Below are 15,476 nucleotides of genomic sequence, written 5' to 3'. Positions count from 1 at the left end.
GGGCGGGCCTTGGCCCGCCACCGCGCAGGCCCTATCCGACCGCCAAATGCGGCATCGCCAGCGCGGCGCCTTCGTGTTCGGTGGACAGCCCGGCGTACTTCGTGGCGAATCGCAGGTGTTCGGCGAAGGCCGCGTCCGGTCGCAACGCCAGCGATGCGGCCAGCGCGCCGTTGAAGGCGTCGCCCGCGCCGGTGGTATCGGCCACGCGCGCCGCATCCGCGGCGATGCGGTAACACGCGCTCTCGTCGCCGCGCAGGTTCGCCTCCGGATGCGAGACGAAGCAGCCGCTGGCGCCGAGCGTCACGACCACCGTGGCGTCGTGGCCGAGGTCGCGGCACAACGCGTGCAGCCGGCCCTGGTCGATGCCGCTGACGGCATCCGCGTCGATGCGCTCGCCCACGTGCCGCCCGAGCAGCGCGGCGAATTCGGTTTCGTTCGGCGTCAGCACGTCGGCCAGCGCCAGCAGCGAACCCGGCACCGCGACGTTCGCTGGCGCGGGATTCAAAATCGTCATTGCGCCGCGTTCGCGGCCGAAGCGCAACGCCGCGGCGATCGCTTCCGGTGGCGATTCCAGTTGCGCGAGCACCACCGATGGCGCGGCCAGCGCGGACAAGGCCGATTCGACGAATTCGACATCGAGCCGCGCGTTCGCGCCGGGCGCTACAACGATTGAGTTGCGGCCGTTCGCATCGACGTAGATGCCCGCGGTGCCGGTGCTGCTGTCGCAGGCGAAATCGCGCAGGTCGATGTCGTCGCCTACGCACAGCGCCCGCGCCAGCTGCGCGCCGAGGTCCTCGCCGAGCGCGCACACGAACGCGGTCTTCGCGCCGGCGCGGCGCGCGGCCATCGCCTGGTTGAAGCCCTTGCCGCCGGGGCCGCTGGCGTATTCGCCGCTGAGCGTCGCGCCCGGTTGCGGCAGCGACGCCACGCGCCAGACGTGGTCGACGTTGAACGAACCGACGACGGCGACGTTCATGCCGTCAGGGATTGCCGACATCGCCCGCGCCATGTGCCGCGACCAGCTTGCGCGGATCGTGTTTGTGCCTGAACAGCGGCACGAACAGTATCGCCATCGCCAGCGCGTACGCCGCGAACGCGGTCCAGATGCCGTGCCAGTCCTTGCAGATCGCGGTCATGTCGTTGCAGGTCGGATCGGTGAAGAAATGATCGATCACGAAGCCCGCGATGAGGCTGCCCAGCACCGCGCCGACGCCGTTGGTCATGAGCATGAACAGGCCCTGCGCGCTGGCGCGGATCTTCGGGTCGCTCTGGCCTTCGACGAACAGCGAGCCGGAGATGTTGAAGAAATCGAAGGCCGCGCCGTAGACGATGCACGACAGCACGATCATCCACAGTCCCGGGCCCGGATCGCCGTAGGCGAACAGCCCGAAGCGCAGGAACCACGCCAGCATGCTCATCGTCATCACCGCCTTGATCCCGAAGCGCTTCAGGAAGAAGGGGATGGTGAGGATGAACAAGGTTTCCGAGATCTGCGAGATCGAGATGATCATCGCCGGGTAGCGCACCGCGAACAGGCCCTTGTATTCGTCGACCTTGGCGAAATCGTGCAGGAAGGTGTCGCCGTAGGCGTTGGTCAGTTGCAATGCCGCGCCCAGCAGCATGGCGAAGATGAAGAACACCGCCATGTTGCGGTTCCGGAACAGCGTGAACGAAGTCAGGCCGAGGCGGTCGGCGAGGCTGCCGCTGTGCGCGGCGTCCAGCTTCGGGCGGCAGGGCGGCAGGGTGAACGCGTACAGTCCCAGCGCCAGCGATGCGGCGGAGGCGACGTAGAACTGCCCGGACGAGGTTTCCAGGCCCGAGAGGCTGGTCGTCCAGGTCGCGGCGATGAAGCCGACCGTGCCCCAGACGCGGATCGGCGGATAGGTGCCGACCACGTCCATGCCTTCGTTCTTCAGCGCGTTGTACGACACGGTGATCGCCAGCGCGATGGTCGGCATGTAGAAGCACATGGTGACGAACATGACCGGGAACATGGTCGAGGGATCGTCCACGCGCGGGATCAGGAACAGCATGATCGCGCCGCCGATGTGCAACAGGCCGTACAGGCGTTCGGCGTTGATCCACTTGTCGGCGACGATGCCCATCAGCGCCGGCATGAACAGCGAGGCGAAGCCCATGGTCGAGAAGATCGCGCCGAAGCCGGTGCCCGACCAGTGGCGGTTCTGGAACCACCAGGCGCCGATGGTGAGCAGCCATGCCCCCCAGACGAAGAACTGGAGGAAATTCATCACCGTCAGGCGCAGTTTCAGATTCACGTTCCGCTCCCCGTTTGCGGTGGCGCGGGCGCGCCGATGCGGCAGGGTAGGGCACCGGTGGCGGCGTGGGCAACTGCCGGCGGGCTCCCGGACTGTTTTAAGTCGGCTTGTTGGGCGGATTTGGCCTAGATGAATTGTTAGGGCGCAACGCTACTCACTCTTGATGCTGTCGAGCGTTCCTTTGACAAGCATGACTACCGGCAACGTGCTCAACAGAAGCATCACAAAATTCGTCGTGATGAGCCAAGCCAAGAACCTAGCGTAGCTGTCCGTGAGTGGTTGAAAGTACAGCGAAATAGAAAATGCGAATGTTAGAACAAGCTCTACCATTGTTATGCCGATCACCAGCAGCAGCGTTGCTAAGTGCCCATGCTTCTTATATCTGGCGAGAAGCGACGATCCTGACATGATTCCGAACAAAGCAAGAACGGCGGCCAGGAAGCCGAGCATGGTAAAAGCAAAGCTGGCAAGCAGAGCGGCTAGTGATTCAATACGTCCAGGGACGGCGTTGATTGTTTCTGCAATGCCGTCAGGAACAAGGAAAGTAATCCAATAGCTAAGTCCGTGGCTTAGTAGGATTATCAAGGTCAGCAAACGTAGTTTTCTGTACATTGGCATTTGACCTCATTTCCGTGAGCTTCTCTTGAAGAAGCGCGTTCTTACTCATTTGTTTGTCGAAGTCTCTTTGGATCTTTGCATCAGTGTCGCCGCTGATTGGGTGGCGAACCGCTCCCTCTCCGACGAGATAGACATCTATGACTTTGTCTGCGACAGCGGTGACTGCGCGAGCTTCAAAATCTGTCACGCCTTTCTGTCCGATCTGTGAAGAGACGCCTTGCAATATTGCTTTGATATTGCCGAGTCTCTTCTCGGGCCTGATCGTTATCTCAATAGGCCCGACCTCTGCATAATTCTGTCCGGTCTTTCCGCTTATGAATTCAACCAAATCTTCGTGAAGTTGGTTGTCTCTTTGTAGTTCGACAGTAATTTTTCCGACACGGCTTAGCTTTGAGATGTCTTTACGCTGCATCTGGTGAGTGAGTGCGACGGCATGGAACTTGTAAGGAAGCTTGAGGGCTTCAATAACTTGATTTATGTAGTTTGAAAATGTCGCGCCACGTGGCGAAAGGACTTTGCAAGCGATTCCGAAAAAATCTTCTCTGAAATTCAGATAAGAGGCGAAGCCTGCAGAATCTCCGGCGAGGTAAGTTTTCAGATCGCCAAGCGTCAGATTTTTTGAGTCGATCTTCTTGATAATTTCGTTGTCTAGCGTGTGCAAGAACAAGTACTGATCACCAACGGTGTGAATGAGGTAGAGGCGTTCTCCCGCGTGTTCAAATTTGGATTTGAATACAGGGGTCTTCCATGAGCAGTACTTCTGAAGGAACGGCCGCAAATCCACCCAGTACTTTTTCTGTCCGTTTCCTTTCGTGAAGTAGTACTGATAGTAGGTGGCTTGCATTTGTTCCCCCTGTAGGAAGTTCAGCCTAGATCAACTCTATCTCACAAATTGCGATTGAGGCGAGCATGCGCCCTGACGCCTAATGAACCCAAATTTCGCGGCGATAAGCCGTATCGCGCGCGGTTTGTCGTACCGGTCAAACCACCTGCAAGTCCGCTCCGCGGCTCATACGTCGCGCGCGATGACCCGGTTGCGGCCGTCGCGCTTGCCCACCTGCAGGCGGCGGTCGGCGCTGCGCAACAACAGCGAAAGGTTGTTGCCGTCCTGCGGCCAGGTCGCGATACCGGCGCTGAAGGTCAGGCGCGGACCGGGCGTGCCGCGTTCGCCGAGGAACACCTGTTCCGACATCGCCCGGCGCAGGCGGTCGATGCGTTCCCACGCGCTGCCGATCGGGCAATGCAGCAGCGCCACGAATTCCTGCCCGCCGATGCGCACGAGTCGTTCGCCGGGCCCGAGCGCGTCCGACATCAGCGCCGCGACCTGGCGCAACGTGCGGTTGGCGGCGAGGTGGCCGATGTCGTCGTTGACGCGCTTGAAATGGTCGAGGTCGATCAGCGCAAGCGTTAGCGAACCGCCGCCGTCCCGCACCTTGTCGAAGATGCGCGGCATGCGCTGCAGCAACCAGCTGCGATTGGGCAGGCCGGTGAGCCCGTCGTTGCCCGACAGTTCCACCAGCCGCTGCATGCGGTACACGATCACGCTGGTCAGCATGGTCATCATGCCGAGCAGCACCAGGCGCTCGACCTGGCTGCCGGCCGAAGCGATGCCGTAGTCGGGCGAGGATAGCGGCTGCGGATGGCTGGCGAGGATCGCCCACGCCAGCAGGCCGTATTCGACGATGGCCAGCGCGCCGGCGTACAGGGTCAGGCGGCCGTCGTTGCGCAGCGCGGTCATCGCGATCGAGATCAGGTAGAAGCACCAGACGATGAGGCTGTTCACCCCCGAAACCGGGTCGCCCAGCGCGAGCAGCGCGAGCACGCCGGTGGTGGTGGTGACATCGTAGGTGGTGGTCGCGTACGGCAGCCACGGATAGGTGCGCGGGCGGTTGGCCAGCGCCAGCCAGATTTGCGCGCAGATGTTGATGAACACCACCGCGCCGAGCCCGACGATGGTCTCGCTGGTGCTGCCGCCGCTCATGGCGCTGGCGATGGGCAGCAACAACGCGGTCACGGACAGCAGCGCGCGCAATCGCGCTACCAGCAGTTCGCCGCCGGCGCCGAGTTCGAGCATCAGTTCGTCCGGGCGCGCGAGCAGCGCCCCGACGAGGTCCTTCAGCCAGAGGAACGTGCCGCGCAGTCCCATCGCCCGCCCCGTGTCGCCCGCGGCCAGCATAGCCGGCCACGCGGCGGCGGACGACTCAGCCGATGCCGAACACCGCCGCCCACAGGCCGAGCACGAGGAACACCAGCGCCGCGACCATGCGCGCCGCGCGCAGCGGCAGGCGTTGCGCGAAGCGGCTGCCGAAGGCGACCACCGGCACGTTCGCCAGCAGCATGCCGAGGGTGGTTCCCGCCACCACCTGCCACAGCGCATCGAAGCGCGTGGCCAGCAGCACGGTCGCGACCTGGGTCTTGTCGCCGATCTCGGCGAGGAAGAACGCCACCACCGTCGCGGCGAAGACGTTGCCGCCGGGCAAGGGCGCGTCTTCTTCGAGTTTGTCCGGCTTGAGCGTCCACAGCGCGATGGCGATGAAACTCACCGCGACCACCCAACGCAGCACTGTAGGTGTCAGCCAGTGCGCGACCAGCGTGCCGAGCCAGCCGGCGAGCGCATGGTTGAGCAGGGTGGCGACGAGGATGCCGGCGACGATCGGCCACGGACGGCGGAAACGCGCGGCGAGCAGCAACGCCAGCAATTGCGTCTTGTCGCCGATCTCGGCGAGCGCGACGGTGCCTGCGGATACGAACAGGGCTTGCAACATGGTCGAACTCCGGGGCCGGGCGTCGCGGACGCGAAGGACAACCGCGTCGCGCCCGGCCCGGGTGCACGCGGCTGCCTTCGGTCTTGCCCCACCGCGATGCGGTGTCGCGCGCCATGGCGGAATGCCGGTCGACGGCAGGGCCAAGTGTGTTGACGCGCGGGCCGTGGACACTGCGTCCGCGGCGGGCTACTCCCCGGAGGAAGGGCGCGCATTCTAACCCGGCCCGGCGCGATGCCTACAATGCGGGCTCCCCCGAGTGGAGCGCGCCATGCAATACCGTCGTCTCGGTTCCTCCGGCCTGCACTTGTCGGAACTGTCGTTCGGCGCATGGGTCACGTTCGGCGGCAGTGTCGGTCGTGGCGAAGCGCGCGAACTGATCGCCGCGGCCTGGGACGCCGGCATCAATTTCTTCGACAACGCCGAAACCTATGCCAACGGCGAGGCCGAGCGGGTGATGGGCGACGTCATCGCCGACCTGCGCCTGCCGCGCGACGGCTATTGCGTATCGAGCAAGGTGTTCTTCGGAGCGGTCGACAAACCGCGGCCCACGCAGAAAGGCCTGTCGCGCAAGCACGTGCACGACGCCTGCCACGCGGCGCTCAAGCGCCTGCGCGTCGATTACCTCGACCTCTACTTCTGCCACCGCCCGGACCCGGACGCGCCCATCGCCGAAACCGTGTTCGCGATGGACGCGCTGATCCGCCAGGGCAAGGTGCTGTACTGGGGCACGTCGGAATGGCCCGCGGACGCGATCCTCGATGCGCACGCCATCGCCCGCGCGCACGGACTGCAGCCGCCGACGATGGAACAGCCGCAATACAACCTGTTGCACCGCGAACGGGTCGAACGCGAATACACGCCGCTGTACCGCCAATACGGCATGGGCACCACCACCTGGTCGCCGCTCGCCTCGGGCCTGCTCACCGGCAAGTATTCGGCCGGCGTTCCCGCCGATTCGCGCATGGCCCGGGAGGGCTACACCTGGCTGCAGCGCAACCTGCAGGGCGACGAGGGCGCGCGCCGTCTGGAACGCGCGCGGCGCTTCGTGTCGATCGCGCGCGAACTCGGCGTGGATCCGGCGCCGCTGGCGATCGCCTGGTGCCTGCGCAACCAGGACGTATCCACGGTGATCCTCGGCGCGAGCCGGGTCGAACAGTTGCAGCAGAACCTGGTCGCGCCGCAGCTGGTCTCGCGCTTCGACCCCGACATCTGGCGCCAGATCGAGGCGGCGACGGCGTGAGCGGCTCGGCCGGACGGTAGTGTGTTGACAAGGTAAATGGCCTAGATTTCATCGACCGAACGCGCCTCGGTCGGACAGGCGCAAAACCCAGGGGGAGATGTCCAATGAATGCAACAACCGAAGCGACACAGCCGCACAAGTCCGCGCCGATCAAGGCGACATGGGTGTGCCTGATCGTTGCGTGGGTGCTTTTCCTCGTTCCTATTCCGGGCGCTGGCTTGTTCGTTGGCTGGCCGCTCAATCTGGTCGCCTTCATCCTGGCAATCGTGGTCATGGCCCGCGGCTTCACCAGCAAGGGGCTGATCCCGCTGCTGGCGTCCCTGGTGGTGTCGCCGATCATCTACTTCATCGGTATCGCCGTGCTGGCGGGCGCGGTTTCCAGCGCTGCACATACTTCAGCCAGTTCGACGACCGCCGTGTCGTCCGACAGCGCGACGGCGCAGCCACCGGTGGATGCGATCAAACTGTCGGCACGGGACTTGTTCAACGCGTACCAAGCGAACGAAATCGCTGCCGATGGGCAGTACAAAGGCAAACCGCTGGAGATTTCCGGGGTCATTGAAAGCATTGACTCCGATGTCATGGATGAGCCGAGCGTTCAACTTTCTGTTGATGAGTTCCAGACTGTCGCGGCTCATGGCCTTCCCAAGGATGTGGCCGCCCAGCTGGCCAAGGGGCAATCCATCACGCTGAACTGCACCGGGGCAGGCGAGGTCATCGGTTCACCGGTTGTCGATCACTGCTCGCTGCGCTGAGTCACCTCGGTGGGCGGGATGGTCAGCCACCCGCCCACCCTCTCTCGGAGGGGATCGAATGGCGTGTTGACAAGCAAATGAGAATCATTATCATCAATCGCGTCCATTGGAGCTCGCGATCGATGCACGCCCACGCCGTCCCGGCCGAACTACTTCCCGTGTCCGCCATCTCCACACGGGCGCCTGCGCGCCACGCGCCGCAGACCGTCGAAATCGACAGCGCGCGCCTGCTCGATGGGCAACGCGAAGTCGTGATCCGCCACGGCGACGAGTGCTACCGCCTGCGACATACGCGCAACGACAAACTGATCCTCACCAAGTAATCCCCGCCGTCCGCGCTCGCGCGGCGACGGCTTCACCTCTCTCTCCAGGCCCGCCAGCCCCGGCATCGCCGGACGCAAGCCGCCGACATTCCTTCGTCGAGCACCGCATGCGTCCGAATGCGTTGTCCATCGCCGGATCGCCGACGACCGCACCGGCGCCGGCCCTGCCGGAACCGCGGCAACTGGCCGCACTCGGCGCGGTGCTGTGCCTGTCGCGCGCGCGCTTCGGCCATCCGCTCGCGGGTTGGTCGCCGGCCGTGCGCGCCGAGGTCGCCTGCGATTGCGACAGCGATGGTTTGCGCGAATCGATTTCCTTCCTCGACCGCGACGGCCATTGCTGCTGGCGCCTGTACCTGCTGCCCGACAGCGATTTCCTCGCCTGGGAAGAATTGTCGTCGCGGCTCCCGCTGCGGCCGGAGCGCGGCCATGCGGGCATCGCCGAACGCCTGCTGTCGCGCCTCGCCAACCGCTTGAACGGCGGCCACTGGCGAGCGAACGCGTTGCGCCTGCACGCGTTGTCGTCCTTCGCGTCCGGCATCGCGCTGGCCGCGAGCGTGCCGACGCTGTCGGAGCTCGGCCTCGCCGTCGCACGGCGCATCGCCCGCGACGAAGGCGTCATCGACGATGCGCTGGGCGAAGCGCACCCACGACCGATTCCGCCCGGTTGCTGATCGCCGCGCCGGGACGATGCATCGAAACGAAAACGCCCCGCGGTGCGGGGCGTTTTTCGTGGCGAAGCCCGGCCGTCAGCCTTCGGGCGGAGGCGGCGGCGCGGGTGGTGCGGGAGGTGCCGGCGGTGCCGGAAGATCCGCCGCCGGGGGCGCGGGCGGAGCGGGCGGCGGCGGAACGTTGCCATCGTCGTCCCATTCCATGGTCTTGCCGTTGTCGTCGACCACCACGACGTGGTGGCGTTCGACCACGCGCGGCGCGTCGGGCGCGGCCGGCGGCGCGGGTATCGCACCGACGCCGGGCGGCGCAGGCGGTGCAGGAGGCGCGGGTGGTGCCGGCGGAATCGGCAACGGCATCGCCTTCGGTACCGTGACCTGTGCGCTGGTGTCGCGATGGTCGCGCAGCAGCGCCAGCGAAGCCTTGTCGCCGGCCTGGTGCGAACGCAACGCGTCCATCGCCTCGCGCGGGGTCGAGACCGGCTTGCCGTCGATGCTGCGGATGACGTCGCCGGCCTGCAGCCCGGGCAATTGCGAGCCCGCGCTCAGCACCAGCACGCCCTTGTCCGTGCCGAAATATTTCCCGAGGCTGGAATCCAGCGAGGCGAGGTTGAGGCCGTTCCAGCGGAACGCGTCCATCAGCAGCATCGGCTGCGCACACGGCGTCTTGCCCTTGCAGTCGGGAACGAACATCGCGCCCTTCAACAAGCGCGAATCGCCGAGTGCCAACGGGGCTTCGCCATCGCCGAGGCGGATCACTTCGCGGTGGATTTCCGGGGCGATGCCGGGCGGCATGTCGACTTCGAGGCGATCTGCAGTAGCCCCTGCGAAGTCGCCGTCGGCGCCTTCCTGGATGGTCACGTTGCCCGAGAAAACTGCTGGTTCGCCCGAGTCGTTCAATACGAATAGACGGTCGGCAACATGCGGCGTTACGGATACCGTCGTTTCGCGACCATCGCGCACGTAACCGACGCGCACCGGCGTCTTGGTGTCGAGTTTCGCCAGCTTCTTGCGCACGTCGGCGAGGCGCGCTCCGTCGTCGGCGCCGATGACCGCGAGTCCATCCAACGACACCAGGCGATCGCCGCTTTTCAGCCCCGCCTCCGCGGCTCCGCTTGCGGGCGTGACACCGGCAATGCGCACGCCGGCCTGTGGATCGGGCGCGAGTAGCACGCCGAGCACGGGCTTGCGCACCATCTGTTTCTCGTAAGTCATGATCATCGGCGCCGCGCCGGGTGCGTTGTATTTGCGCGTCAGTTCGGCGAAATGTTTCGCGGCGCGGTCGAGGTCGGCGCGCGCGGCGTCGAGTTCCTTCTGCTGCGCCGGCGTCGGTGCATCGGATTGCGCGGCGGCGACGCCGGCCAGGGCGAGGCCGGCGGCGCAGGCGAGGGCAAGGCGTTTCACGGTTCGTTTCATGGCGTTCTCGCGGATGGGAGGAATCAATCGATGCTCACGAGCATCGCGTCGTAGCGTTCGCCGCTGGCGGCCAGCGCGCGCTGGGTGCTTTCGAAACTGGCGTAGGCGCGCAACGCGGACACGCGGTCGCGCCACAGCGAAAGCCGGCGTTGCGCGTCGAGCGAAGGCTGCGCCAGCGCGGCGTCGATACCGGACAGCCGCGCTTCGAAATTGCTGCCCAGCGCCACCGCCGTCGCCGACGCGACGCGGTCATCGCGGGCCAGTGCGAGCAGTGCCTCCAGCCGCGCGGATTCGGCGTACAGCGGTTCCATCAGCTTGTCGGCCGGTTCGCTCGCCGGCGAAGGCTTGCGCGTGCGATGCGGTTTGCGATGCGGCGTGTCCGCTTTCGCGATGCGAACCGGCGTCGAATGCTTTTGCTCGTCATCCCGGCGCAAGCCGGGACCCAGTGTTTTTTGATCCGATGCGACTTCAGTACGTGCTGGAGAAGGAACAACCGGAGTCGATTTCCGTGAAGGGACAGCCGTCGTCGGCTGTGGAGAAACAGCCAAAGACGCTGGGCCCCGGCTTGCGCCGGGGTGACGAACAACATTCATCGCTATCGGAACCACTGCCGCCAGCGCCAGCACCGCCGCCACGGCGACCCACCACTGCCGGCCAGGTCGTGCCGGCGTCGATGCCGGAAATTGCGCGAACACGCGCGCCATCGCATCGGCCGGCGGCGTTTCCGGTGGCAGCGCGGCGAAGGCTTCGCTCCAGTCGCGCGGTTCGTGGTCGCGTGCGTGCGGTTCACGCATGCTGCACCTCCGTTGCATGTTCTGATTGCGGTTCCAGCAAGGCGCGCAAGCGGCGTCCGCCGCGCGCGAGCTGGGACTTGGAGAAACTCGGCGTACGCTGCATCAGCCCCGCGATTTCCTCGTGGGTATGGCCTTCGGCGTGGTACAGCCACAGCACCGCGCGGGTCGCCGCCGGCAGCTTTTCCAGCGCGCGCCACAACGCGGCGGCATCGGCCGCGGCGGAAGGCGGTGGCGATGCGTCGACGGGTTCGAAACCATCGTCGTCGAGGCTTTCGTCCAGCCGCCGGCGCCGGCGCAACTGCATCAGCGCTTCGTTCACCGCGATCTGCCGCAGCCAGCCCCAGAACGGGGCGTCGCCGCGGAATTCGCCGAGCTTGGCGATCGCCTTCAACATCGTCTCCTGCAGCACGTCCTGGGCCTCGTCGCGGTCGCCGGTCAGGCGCAACGCGAGGGTGAACACCGGCCGTTCGAACCAGCGGCACAACTGTTCCAGCGCCGCCCGTTCGCCCTCGCGCGCGCGGCGCAGCAGGCGGTCGGGGACGTCGATGGCGAAGCTCGAGGCGGCGGGCATTCCTCTATCCGGATGCGGTAGGGGGCGAAAGCGTCGCAGGCGTTGCAATATCGTCCGCCGAGGGCCACGCCTATACTCGGGTCATTCTCAGGGGAGGGCGTTCCATGGGTTCGATACTCGCGCTGGTGCTGGTGTTCGCCGGCATCGTGATCCTGTTCAAGACCGTGCGCATGGTGCCGCAGGGCTACGAATGGACGGTGGAGCGCTTCGGCAAGTACACACAGACCCTGACCCCGGGCCTGCACTTCCTGTTCCCGATCGTCTACGGTGTCGGGCGCAAGGTGAACATGATGGAGCAGGTGCTGGAGGTGCCGTCGCAGGACGTCATCACCAAGGACAACGCCGTGGTCAAGGTCGACGGCATCGTGTTCTTCCAGGTGCTGGACGCGGCCAAGGCCGCCTACGAGGTTGCCACGCTGGAAGTCGCCATCCTCAACCTGGTGATGACCAACATCCGTACCGCGATCGGTTCCATGGACCTGGACGAATCGCTGTCCAAGCGCGACGAGATCAACGCCAAGGTGCTGGTCGCGGTCGACCAGGCCACCCATCCGTGGGGCATCAAGGTCAACCGCATCGAACTCAAGGACATCGCGCCGCCGCGCGACCTGGTCGAATCCATGGCCCGGCAGATGAAGGCCGAACGCGAGAAGCGCGCCAACATCCTCGAAGCCGAGGGTTTCCGCCAGGCTGCGATCCTCAAGGCCGAGGGCGAGAAGCAGTCGGTGATCCTCGAGGCCGAGGGCAACCGCGAAGCCGCCTTCCGCGCCGCCGAGGCGCGCGAACGCCAGGCCGAGGCCGAAGCCAAGGCGACGCAGTTGGTGTCGGATGCGATTTCCTCCGGCAACGTGCAGGCGATCAACTACTTCGTCGCGCAGAAGTACATCGAGGCGTTCAAGTCGCTGGCCGAGGCGCCGAACCAGAAGTTCGTGATGATGCCGATGGAATCGGCCGGCGTGATCGGCTCGCTGGCCGGCATCGCCGAGTTGACCAAGGAGACGCTCGGCAAGAAGGCGGGGGGCTGATCGATGCGCTGGGACGTGTTCGCGTGGGCGGCGATCGCGCTGCTGCTGTTCGCCGCGGAGGCGATGGCGCCGGGCGCCTTCATGCTATGGCTCGGGTTCGCCGCGGTCGTGGTGTTCGCCATCGTGTTGCTGTTCTCGGGCATCCCGGTGCTGGCGCAGGCGGCGATCTTCGTCGTGCTCAGCTTCGTCTCGATCCAGGTCTACCGCCGCTGGTTCCGCAAGCGCGAGAAGCCGAGCGACCAGCCGGCGCTGAACCGCCGCACCGCCGCGCTGGTCGGGCGGGTGGTGCCGCTGGAACGCGCCATCGTCGACGGCTATGGGCGCGTGCAGATCGCCGACGCCTTCTGGGAAGTGACCGGCCCGCAGTTGCCGGCTGGTGCGCAGGTGCGCGTCACCGGTGCGGACGGGATGACGCTGAGGGTTGAGGCGGCGTGACCGCTCGCGCCGCGATCTTGCTCGCGGCCGCGTTTGCGAGCGTGTCCGTGCTTGGCAACGCCTGCGCGCAGGAACTGCAGCACGAGGACAAGTGGGTTGGCACCGTCGTCCCGCCATATCCCTCCGGCGTGCATGAGCTCTCCGGTACCTGCGTCGGCCCCGGCACGTCCGGCGACGAGATCTGCGCGATCTCGATCCACGTCCTGCGCGACGAGCAGAGCCACGTGCGCACGCTGCTCGCCACCCGCGAGCTGCACCATCCCGACGGATCGCCGGTCGGTGGCGACAAGCCGCTGCAACAGGTCACCGACGCGATCGAACCCGACGTGCTGTACGACGCGAAGGTCGAAGTCGCAGTCGGCACCTGCCAGCAGGGCGGTGCCGACGATCCGCGCATTGTCGCCGCGCTGGTGCCCGGCCCCGACATCGAGTGGTTCGCCAGCTTCAGTGGCCTGTGGCGGCTCGGCGGGGACGGGCGCTTCACGGCCATCGATCCGGCCGGCGTGCGTTGCCGCAACGAAGGCTTCGGCTACGACGGCTGATCCGCGATAATCACGGTTTCCCCGCAGCGGAAACCGCCATGACCCAGCAGACCGTCCTCAACGCCACCCACCGCGCGCTCGGCGCCAAGATGGTGGACTTCGGCGGCTGGGACATGCCGATCCACTACGGCTCGCAACTCGAGGAACACCACCAGGTGCGCCGCGACGCCGGCATGTTCGATGTCAGCCACATGACCGTGGTCGACCTGAACGGCGCGCGCGTGCGCGAGTTCCTGCGCCACCTCGTCGCCAACTCGGTCGACAAGCTGCAGAAGCCGGGCAAGGCGCTGTACACCACCATGCTCAATGCGCAGGGCGGGGTGATCGACGACCTCATCGTCTATTTCATGTCCGAGGACTGGTTCCGGCTGGTGGTGAACGCCGCGACCCGCGACAAGGACCTGGCATGGATCACCGGACAGGCCAAGGCCTTCGATGTCGAAGTGAAGGAACGTCCCGAATTCGGCATGGTCGCGGTGCAGGGGCCGAACGCGCGCGACAAGGTGATCGGCCTGCTGCGCGAGGAAGACCGTGCGCCGGTGGCCAAGCTGGTCCGCTTCAGCGCCCGCGAAGCCAGGACGACGGACGGCATCGTCGTGTTCGTCGCCCGCACCGGCTACACCGGCGAGGACGGGTTCGAGGTGGTCGTGCCCGAGGCGCAGGCCGTCGCGTTCTGGAACGCGCTGCTCGCCGCCGGCGTGAAACCGGCCGGGCTCGGAGCGCGCGACACCCTGCGCCTCGAGGCCGGCATGAACCTCTACGGCCAGGACATGGACGAAACCGTGTCGCCCTACGAAGCGGCGCTCGGCTGGACCGTCGCGCTGGACGGGAATGCCGATGGACAGCCGCGCGACTTCATCGGCCGCAACGTGCTCGAACGCCAGCACGCCGACGGCGCGCCGCGGCAGATGATCGGCATCGTCATGGACGAGAAGGGCGTGCTGCGCCACGGCCAGAAGGTGCTCACCGACAACGGGATTGGCGAGATCCTCAGCGGCACGTTCTCGCCGACGCTGGGCAAGGCGATCGCGTTCGCGCGCGTGCCGGCCGGCGCGCCCGGGAACGTGCGCGTGGACATCCGCGGCAAGGAAATCCCGGTGCGGGTGGTCAAGTTCCCGTTCGTAAGGGACGGCAAACCGATGGACGGTATTTGACGCGAAGGCTTCGGCCTTCGTTAAACTTGGCGGCACAGGGCGGCCTTCATCCAACGACGCAATCAGACGGAGCGTTTCATGAGCGAGATCCCCGGCGACCTCAAGTTCCTCAAGTCCCACGAATGGGCGCGCGTCGAAGGCGACGGCAAGGTCACGGTCGGCATCTCCGACCATGCACAGGGCCTGCTCGGCGATCTCGTCTATGTCGAGTTGCCGAACGTCGGCGACCGTGTCGAGGCCGGCAACGCCAGCGCGGTGGTTGAGTCGGTGAAGGCGGCGTCGGACGTCTACGCGCCGGTCACCGGCAAGGTCGTGGAGGTCAATTCCGCGCTCGCCGACAAGCCGGAGACGATCAATGAGGACGCCTACGGCGACGGCTGGCTGTACGTGGTGGAAGCCGAGGAACCGGAGCAGCTGAACGAACTCCTCGGGCCGGACGACTACGCCGAACTGCTCGAGGAGGAGGAACACTGACGCCCTCGCGTCGCTTCCCGAAGCACTCCGATCCGGCCGCGCAAGCGGCCGGTTTCGTTTCTGCAACCGACGTTCGAAACGCCATCGCGCGGCGCGCGGAAGCGAACCGCGACCTTCGTCGACCATGGCCGGCGCGGCGCGCGATTTCGCGCAAATCGGGTGTTGCGGCGCGAAATCCGGCGTCCCGCGCAAACTTTTTTCGGCGTCCGCAGGCGCGCTTCCGAACCGCATCGACGGGTCGCGCCGCCGCAATCGATGCGACGCCCGCGTTCGCGCGAACGACGATACGTTTCGAAACGCGCAGCTGTTTTCAAGGTTTTTTTCGCGAACGAATCCGCGCGCGACGCGCTCGCCGTCGCGTCGGCGATGGCGACGCGCACGCAGCGCCGTCGTTCCGTCGCCGCCCGTGCCGGGAACGCCCCG

General features: G+C 65.9%; 19 protein-coding genes. 9 read left to right on the top strand and 10 right to left on the bottom strand.

Annotated elements, in window-relative coordinates; genetic code table 11:
* Positions 1-31 precede the first annotated feature (31 nt).
* The 6 genes from FNZ56_RS06785 to FNZ56_RS06760 all read right to left on the bottom strand — a co-directional run bounded on the left by FNZ56_RS06785 (position 32) and on the right by FNZ56_RS06760 (position 5,659).
* Entirely contained in the window at positions 32-976 is a 945-nt protein-coding gene (locus FNZ56_RS06785; RefSeq protein ID WP_143879110.1) for a ribokinase, read from the bottom strand.
* A gap of 4 nt (positions 977-980) precedes the next feature.
* Entirely contained in the window at positions 981-2,276 is a 1,296-nt protein-coding gene (locus FNZ56_RS06780) for a nucleoside permease (RefSeq protein WP_143879109.1), read from the bottom strand.
* Between the two features lie 150 nt (positions 2,277-2,426).
* Positions 2,427-2,870 carry a hypothetical protein gene (locus FNZ56_RS06775; RefSeq protein WP_143879108.1) on the bottom strand — a complete coding sequence of 148 codons (444 nt, stop codon included), beginning with the start codon at positions 2,868-2,870 and terminating at the stop codon, positions 2,427-2,429.
* Positions 2,833-3,738: a hypothetical protein gene (locus FNZ56_RS06770; RefSeq protein WP_143879107.1), complete on the bottom strand. Its 906-nt coding sequence runs from the start codon at positions 3,736-3,738 to the stop codon at positions 2,833-2,835. Before FNZ56_RS06770 ends, FNZ56_RS06775 begins: the two co-directional genes overlap by 38 nt.
* 165 nt (positions 3,739-3,903) lie before the next feature.
* A complete protein-coding gene (locus FNZ56_RS06765; RefSeq protein WP_185970678.1) occupies positions 3,904-5,040 on the bottom strand; it encodes a GGDEF domain-containing protein in 1,137 nt (378 codons plus the stop codon).
* Positions 5,041-5,095: 55 nt separating this feature from the next.
* A complete protein-coding gene (locus FNZ56_RS06760) occupies positions 5,096-5,659 on the bottom strand; it encodes a TMEM165/GDT1 family protein (RefSeq protein WP_143879105.1) in 564 nt (187 codons plus the stop codon).
* Positions 5,660-5,927: 268 nt separating this feature from the next.
* On the opposite strand from FNZ56_RS06760, the gene FNZ56_RS06755 reads away from it, so the two are divergent.
* From FNZ56_RS06755 to FNZ56_RS06740, 4 genes are all read left to right on the top strand, one after another.
* Positions 5,928-6,899, top strand: coding sequence for a potassium channel beta subunit family protein (locus tag FNZ56_RS06755; RefSeq protein ID WP_143879104.1), 972 nt, complete (start codon positions 5,928-5,930; stop codon positions 6,897-6,899).
* A gap of 104 nt (positions 6,900-7,003) precedes the next feature.
* Entirely contained in the window at positions 7,004-7,654 is a 651-nt protein-coding gene (locus FNZ56_RS06750; RefSeq protein ID WP_143879103.1) for an OB-fold protein, read from the top strand.
* Between the two features lie 77 nt (positions 7,655-7,731).
* Entirely contained in the window at positions 7,732-7,977 is a 246-nt protein-coding gene (gene hemP / locus FNZ56_RS13040; protein ID WP_246064525.1) for a hemin uptake protein HemP, read from the top strand.
* A 107-nt stretch (positions 7,978-8,084) separates the two neighbouring features.
* Positions 8,085-8,648: a Hemin transport protein gene (locus FNZ56_RS06740; protein WP_143879101.1), complete on the top strand. Its 564-nt coding sequence runs from the start codon at positions 8,085-8,087 to the stop codon at positions 8,646-8,648.
* Positions 8,649-8,723: 75 nt separating this feature from the next.
* Here FNZ56_RS06740 and FNZ56_RS06735 read toward each other — a convergent pair whose 3' ends face one another.
* The 3 genes from FNZ56_RS06735 to FNZ56_RS06725 are packed head-to-tail and all read right to left on the bottom strand — an operon-like array spanning position 8,724 to position 11,423.
* Entirely contained in the window at positions 8,724-10,046 is a 1,323-nt protein-coding gene (locus FNZ56_RS06735; protein WP_185970677.1) for a PDZ domain-containing protein, read from the bottom strand.
* Positions 10,047-10,081: 35 nt separating this feature from the next.
* The gene (locus FNZ56_RS12925) at positions 10,082-10,852 is read right to left on the bottom strand and encodes a hypothetical protein (protein WP_221933287.1); all 771 of its coding nucleotides are present in this window, start codon (positions 10,850-10,852) and stop codon (positions 10,082-10,084) included.
* The gene (locus FNZ56_RS06725; RefSeq protein WP_143879098.1) at positions 10,845-11,423 is read right to left on the bottom strand and encodes an RNA polymerase sigma factor; all 579 of its coding nucleotides are present in this window, start codon (positions 11,421-11,423) and stop codon (positions 10,845-10,847) included. Before FNZ56_RS06725 ends, FNZ56_RS12925 begins: the two co-directional genes overlap by 8 nt.
* A gap of 104 nt (positions 11,424-11,527) precedes the next feature.
* Here FNZ56_RS06725 and FNZ56_RS06720 point away from each other — a divergent pair, with 104 nt between their 5' ends.
* The 5 genes from FNZ56_RS06720 (at position 11,528) to gcvH (ending at position 15,053) form a co-directional block, all read left to right on the top strand.
* The gene (locus FNZ56_RS06720; RefSeq protein WP_143879097.1) at positions 11,528-12,448 is read left to right on the top strand and encodes an SPFH domain-containing protein; all 921 of its coding nucleotides are present in this window, start codon (positions 11,528-11,530) and stop codon (positions 12,446-12,448) included.
* A 3-nt stretch (positions 12,449-12,451) separates the two neighbouring features.
* Positions 12,452-12,883: an NfeD family protein gene (locus tag FNZ56_RS06715; RefSeq protein ID WP_143879096.1), complete on the top strand. Its 432-nt coding sequence runs from the start codon at positions 12,452-12,454 to the stop codon at positions 12,881-12,883.
* Positions 12,880-13,425, top strand: coding sequence for a hypothetical protein (locus tag FNZ56_RS06710; RefSeq protein ID WP_143879095.1), 546 nt, complete (start codon positions 12,880-12,882; stop codon positions 13,423-13,425). Before FNZ56_RS06715 ends, FNZ56_RS06710 begins: the two co-directional genes overlap by 4 nt.
* A gap of 38 nt (positions 13,426-13,463) precedes the next feature.
* A complete protein-coding gene (gene gcvT, locus FNZ56_RS06705) occupies positions 13,464-14,579 on the top strand; it encodes a glycine cleavage system aminomethyltransferase GcvT (protein ID WP_143879094.1) in 1,116 nt (371 codons plus the stop codon).
* Positions 14,580-14,657: 78 nt separating this feature from the next.
* Positions 14,658-15,053 carry a glycine cleavage system protein GcvH gene (gene gcvH / locus FNZ56_RS06700; RefSeq protein ID WP_143879093.1) on the top strand — a complete coding sequence of 132 codons (396 nt, stop codon included), beginning with the start codon at positions 14,658-14,660 and terminating at the stop codon, positions 15,051-15,053.
* Here gcvH and FNZ56_RS06695 read toward each other — a convergent pair.
* A complete protein-coding gene (locus FNZ56_RS06695; protein WP_143879092.1) occupies positions 15,020-15,433 on the bottom strand; it encodes a hypothetical protein in 414 nt (137 codons plus the stop codon). The genes gcvH and FNZ56_RS06695 overlap by 34 nt on opposite strands.
* Between the last annotated feature and the right edge of the window lie 43 nt (positions 15,434-15,476).

Source organism: Lysobacter lycopersici (assembly GCF_007556775.1).
Taxonomy (GTDB): Bacteria; Pseudomonadota; Gammaproteobacteria; order Xanthomonadales; family Xanthomonadaceae; genus Pseudoluteimonas; species Pseudoluteimonas lycopersici.
The sequence above is the reverse complement of the archived record's forward strand: the minus strand, read 5'-3'. Positions and strand labels throughout refer to the sequence as shown.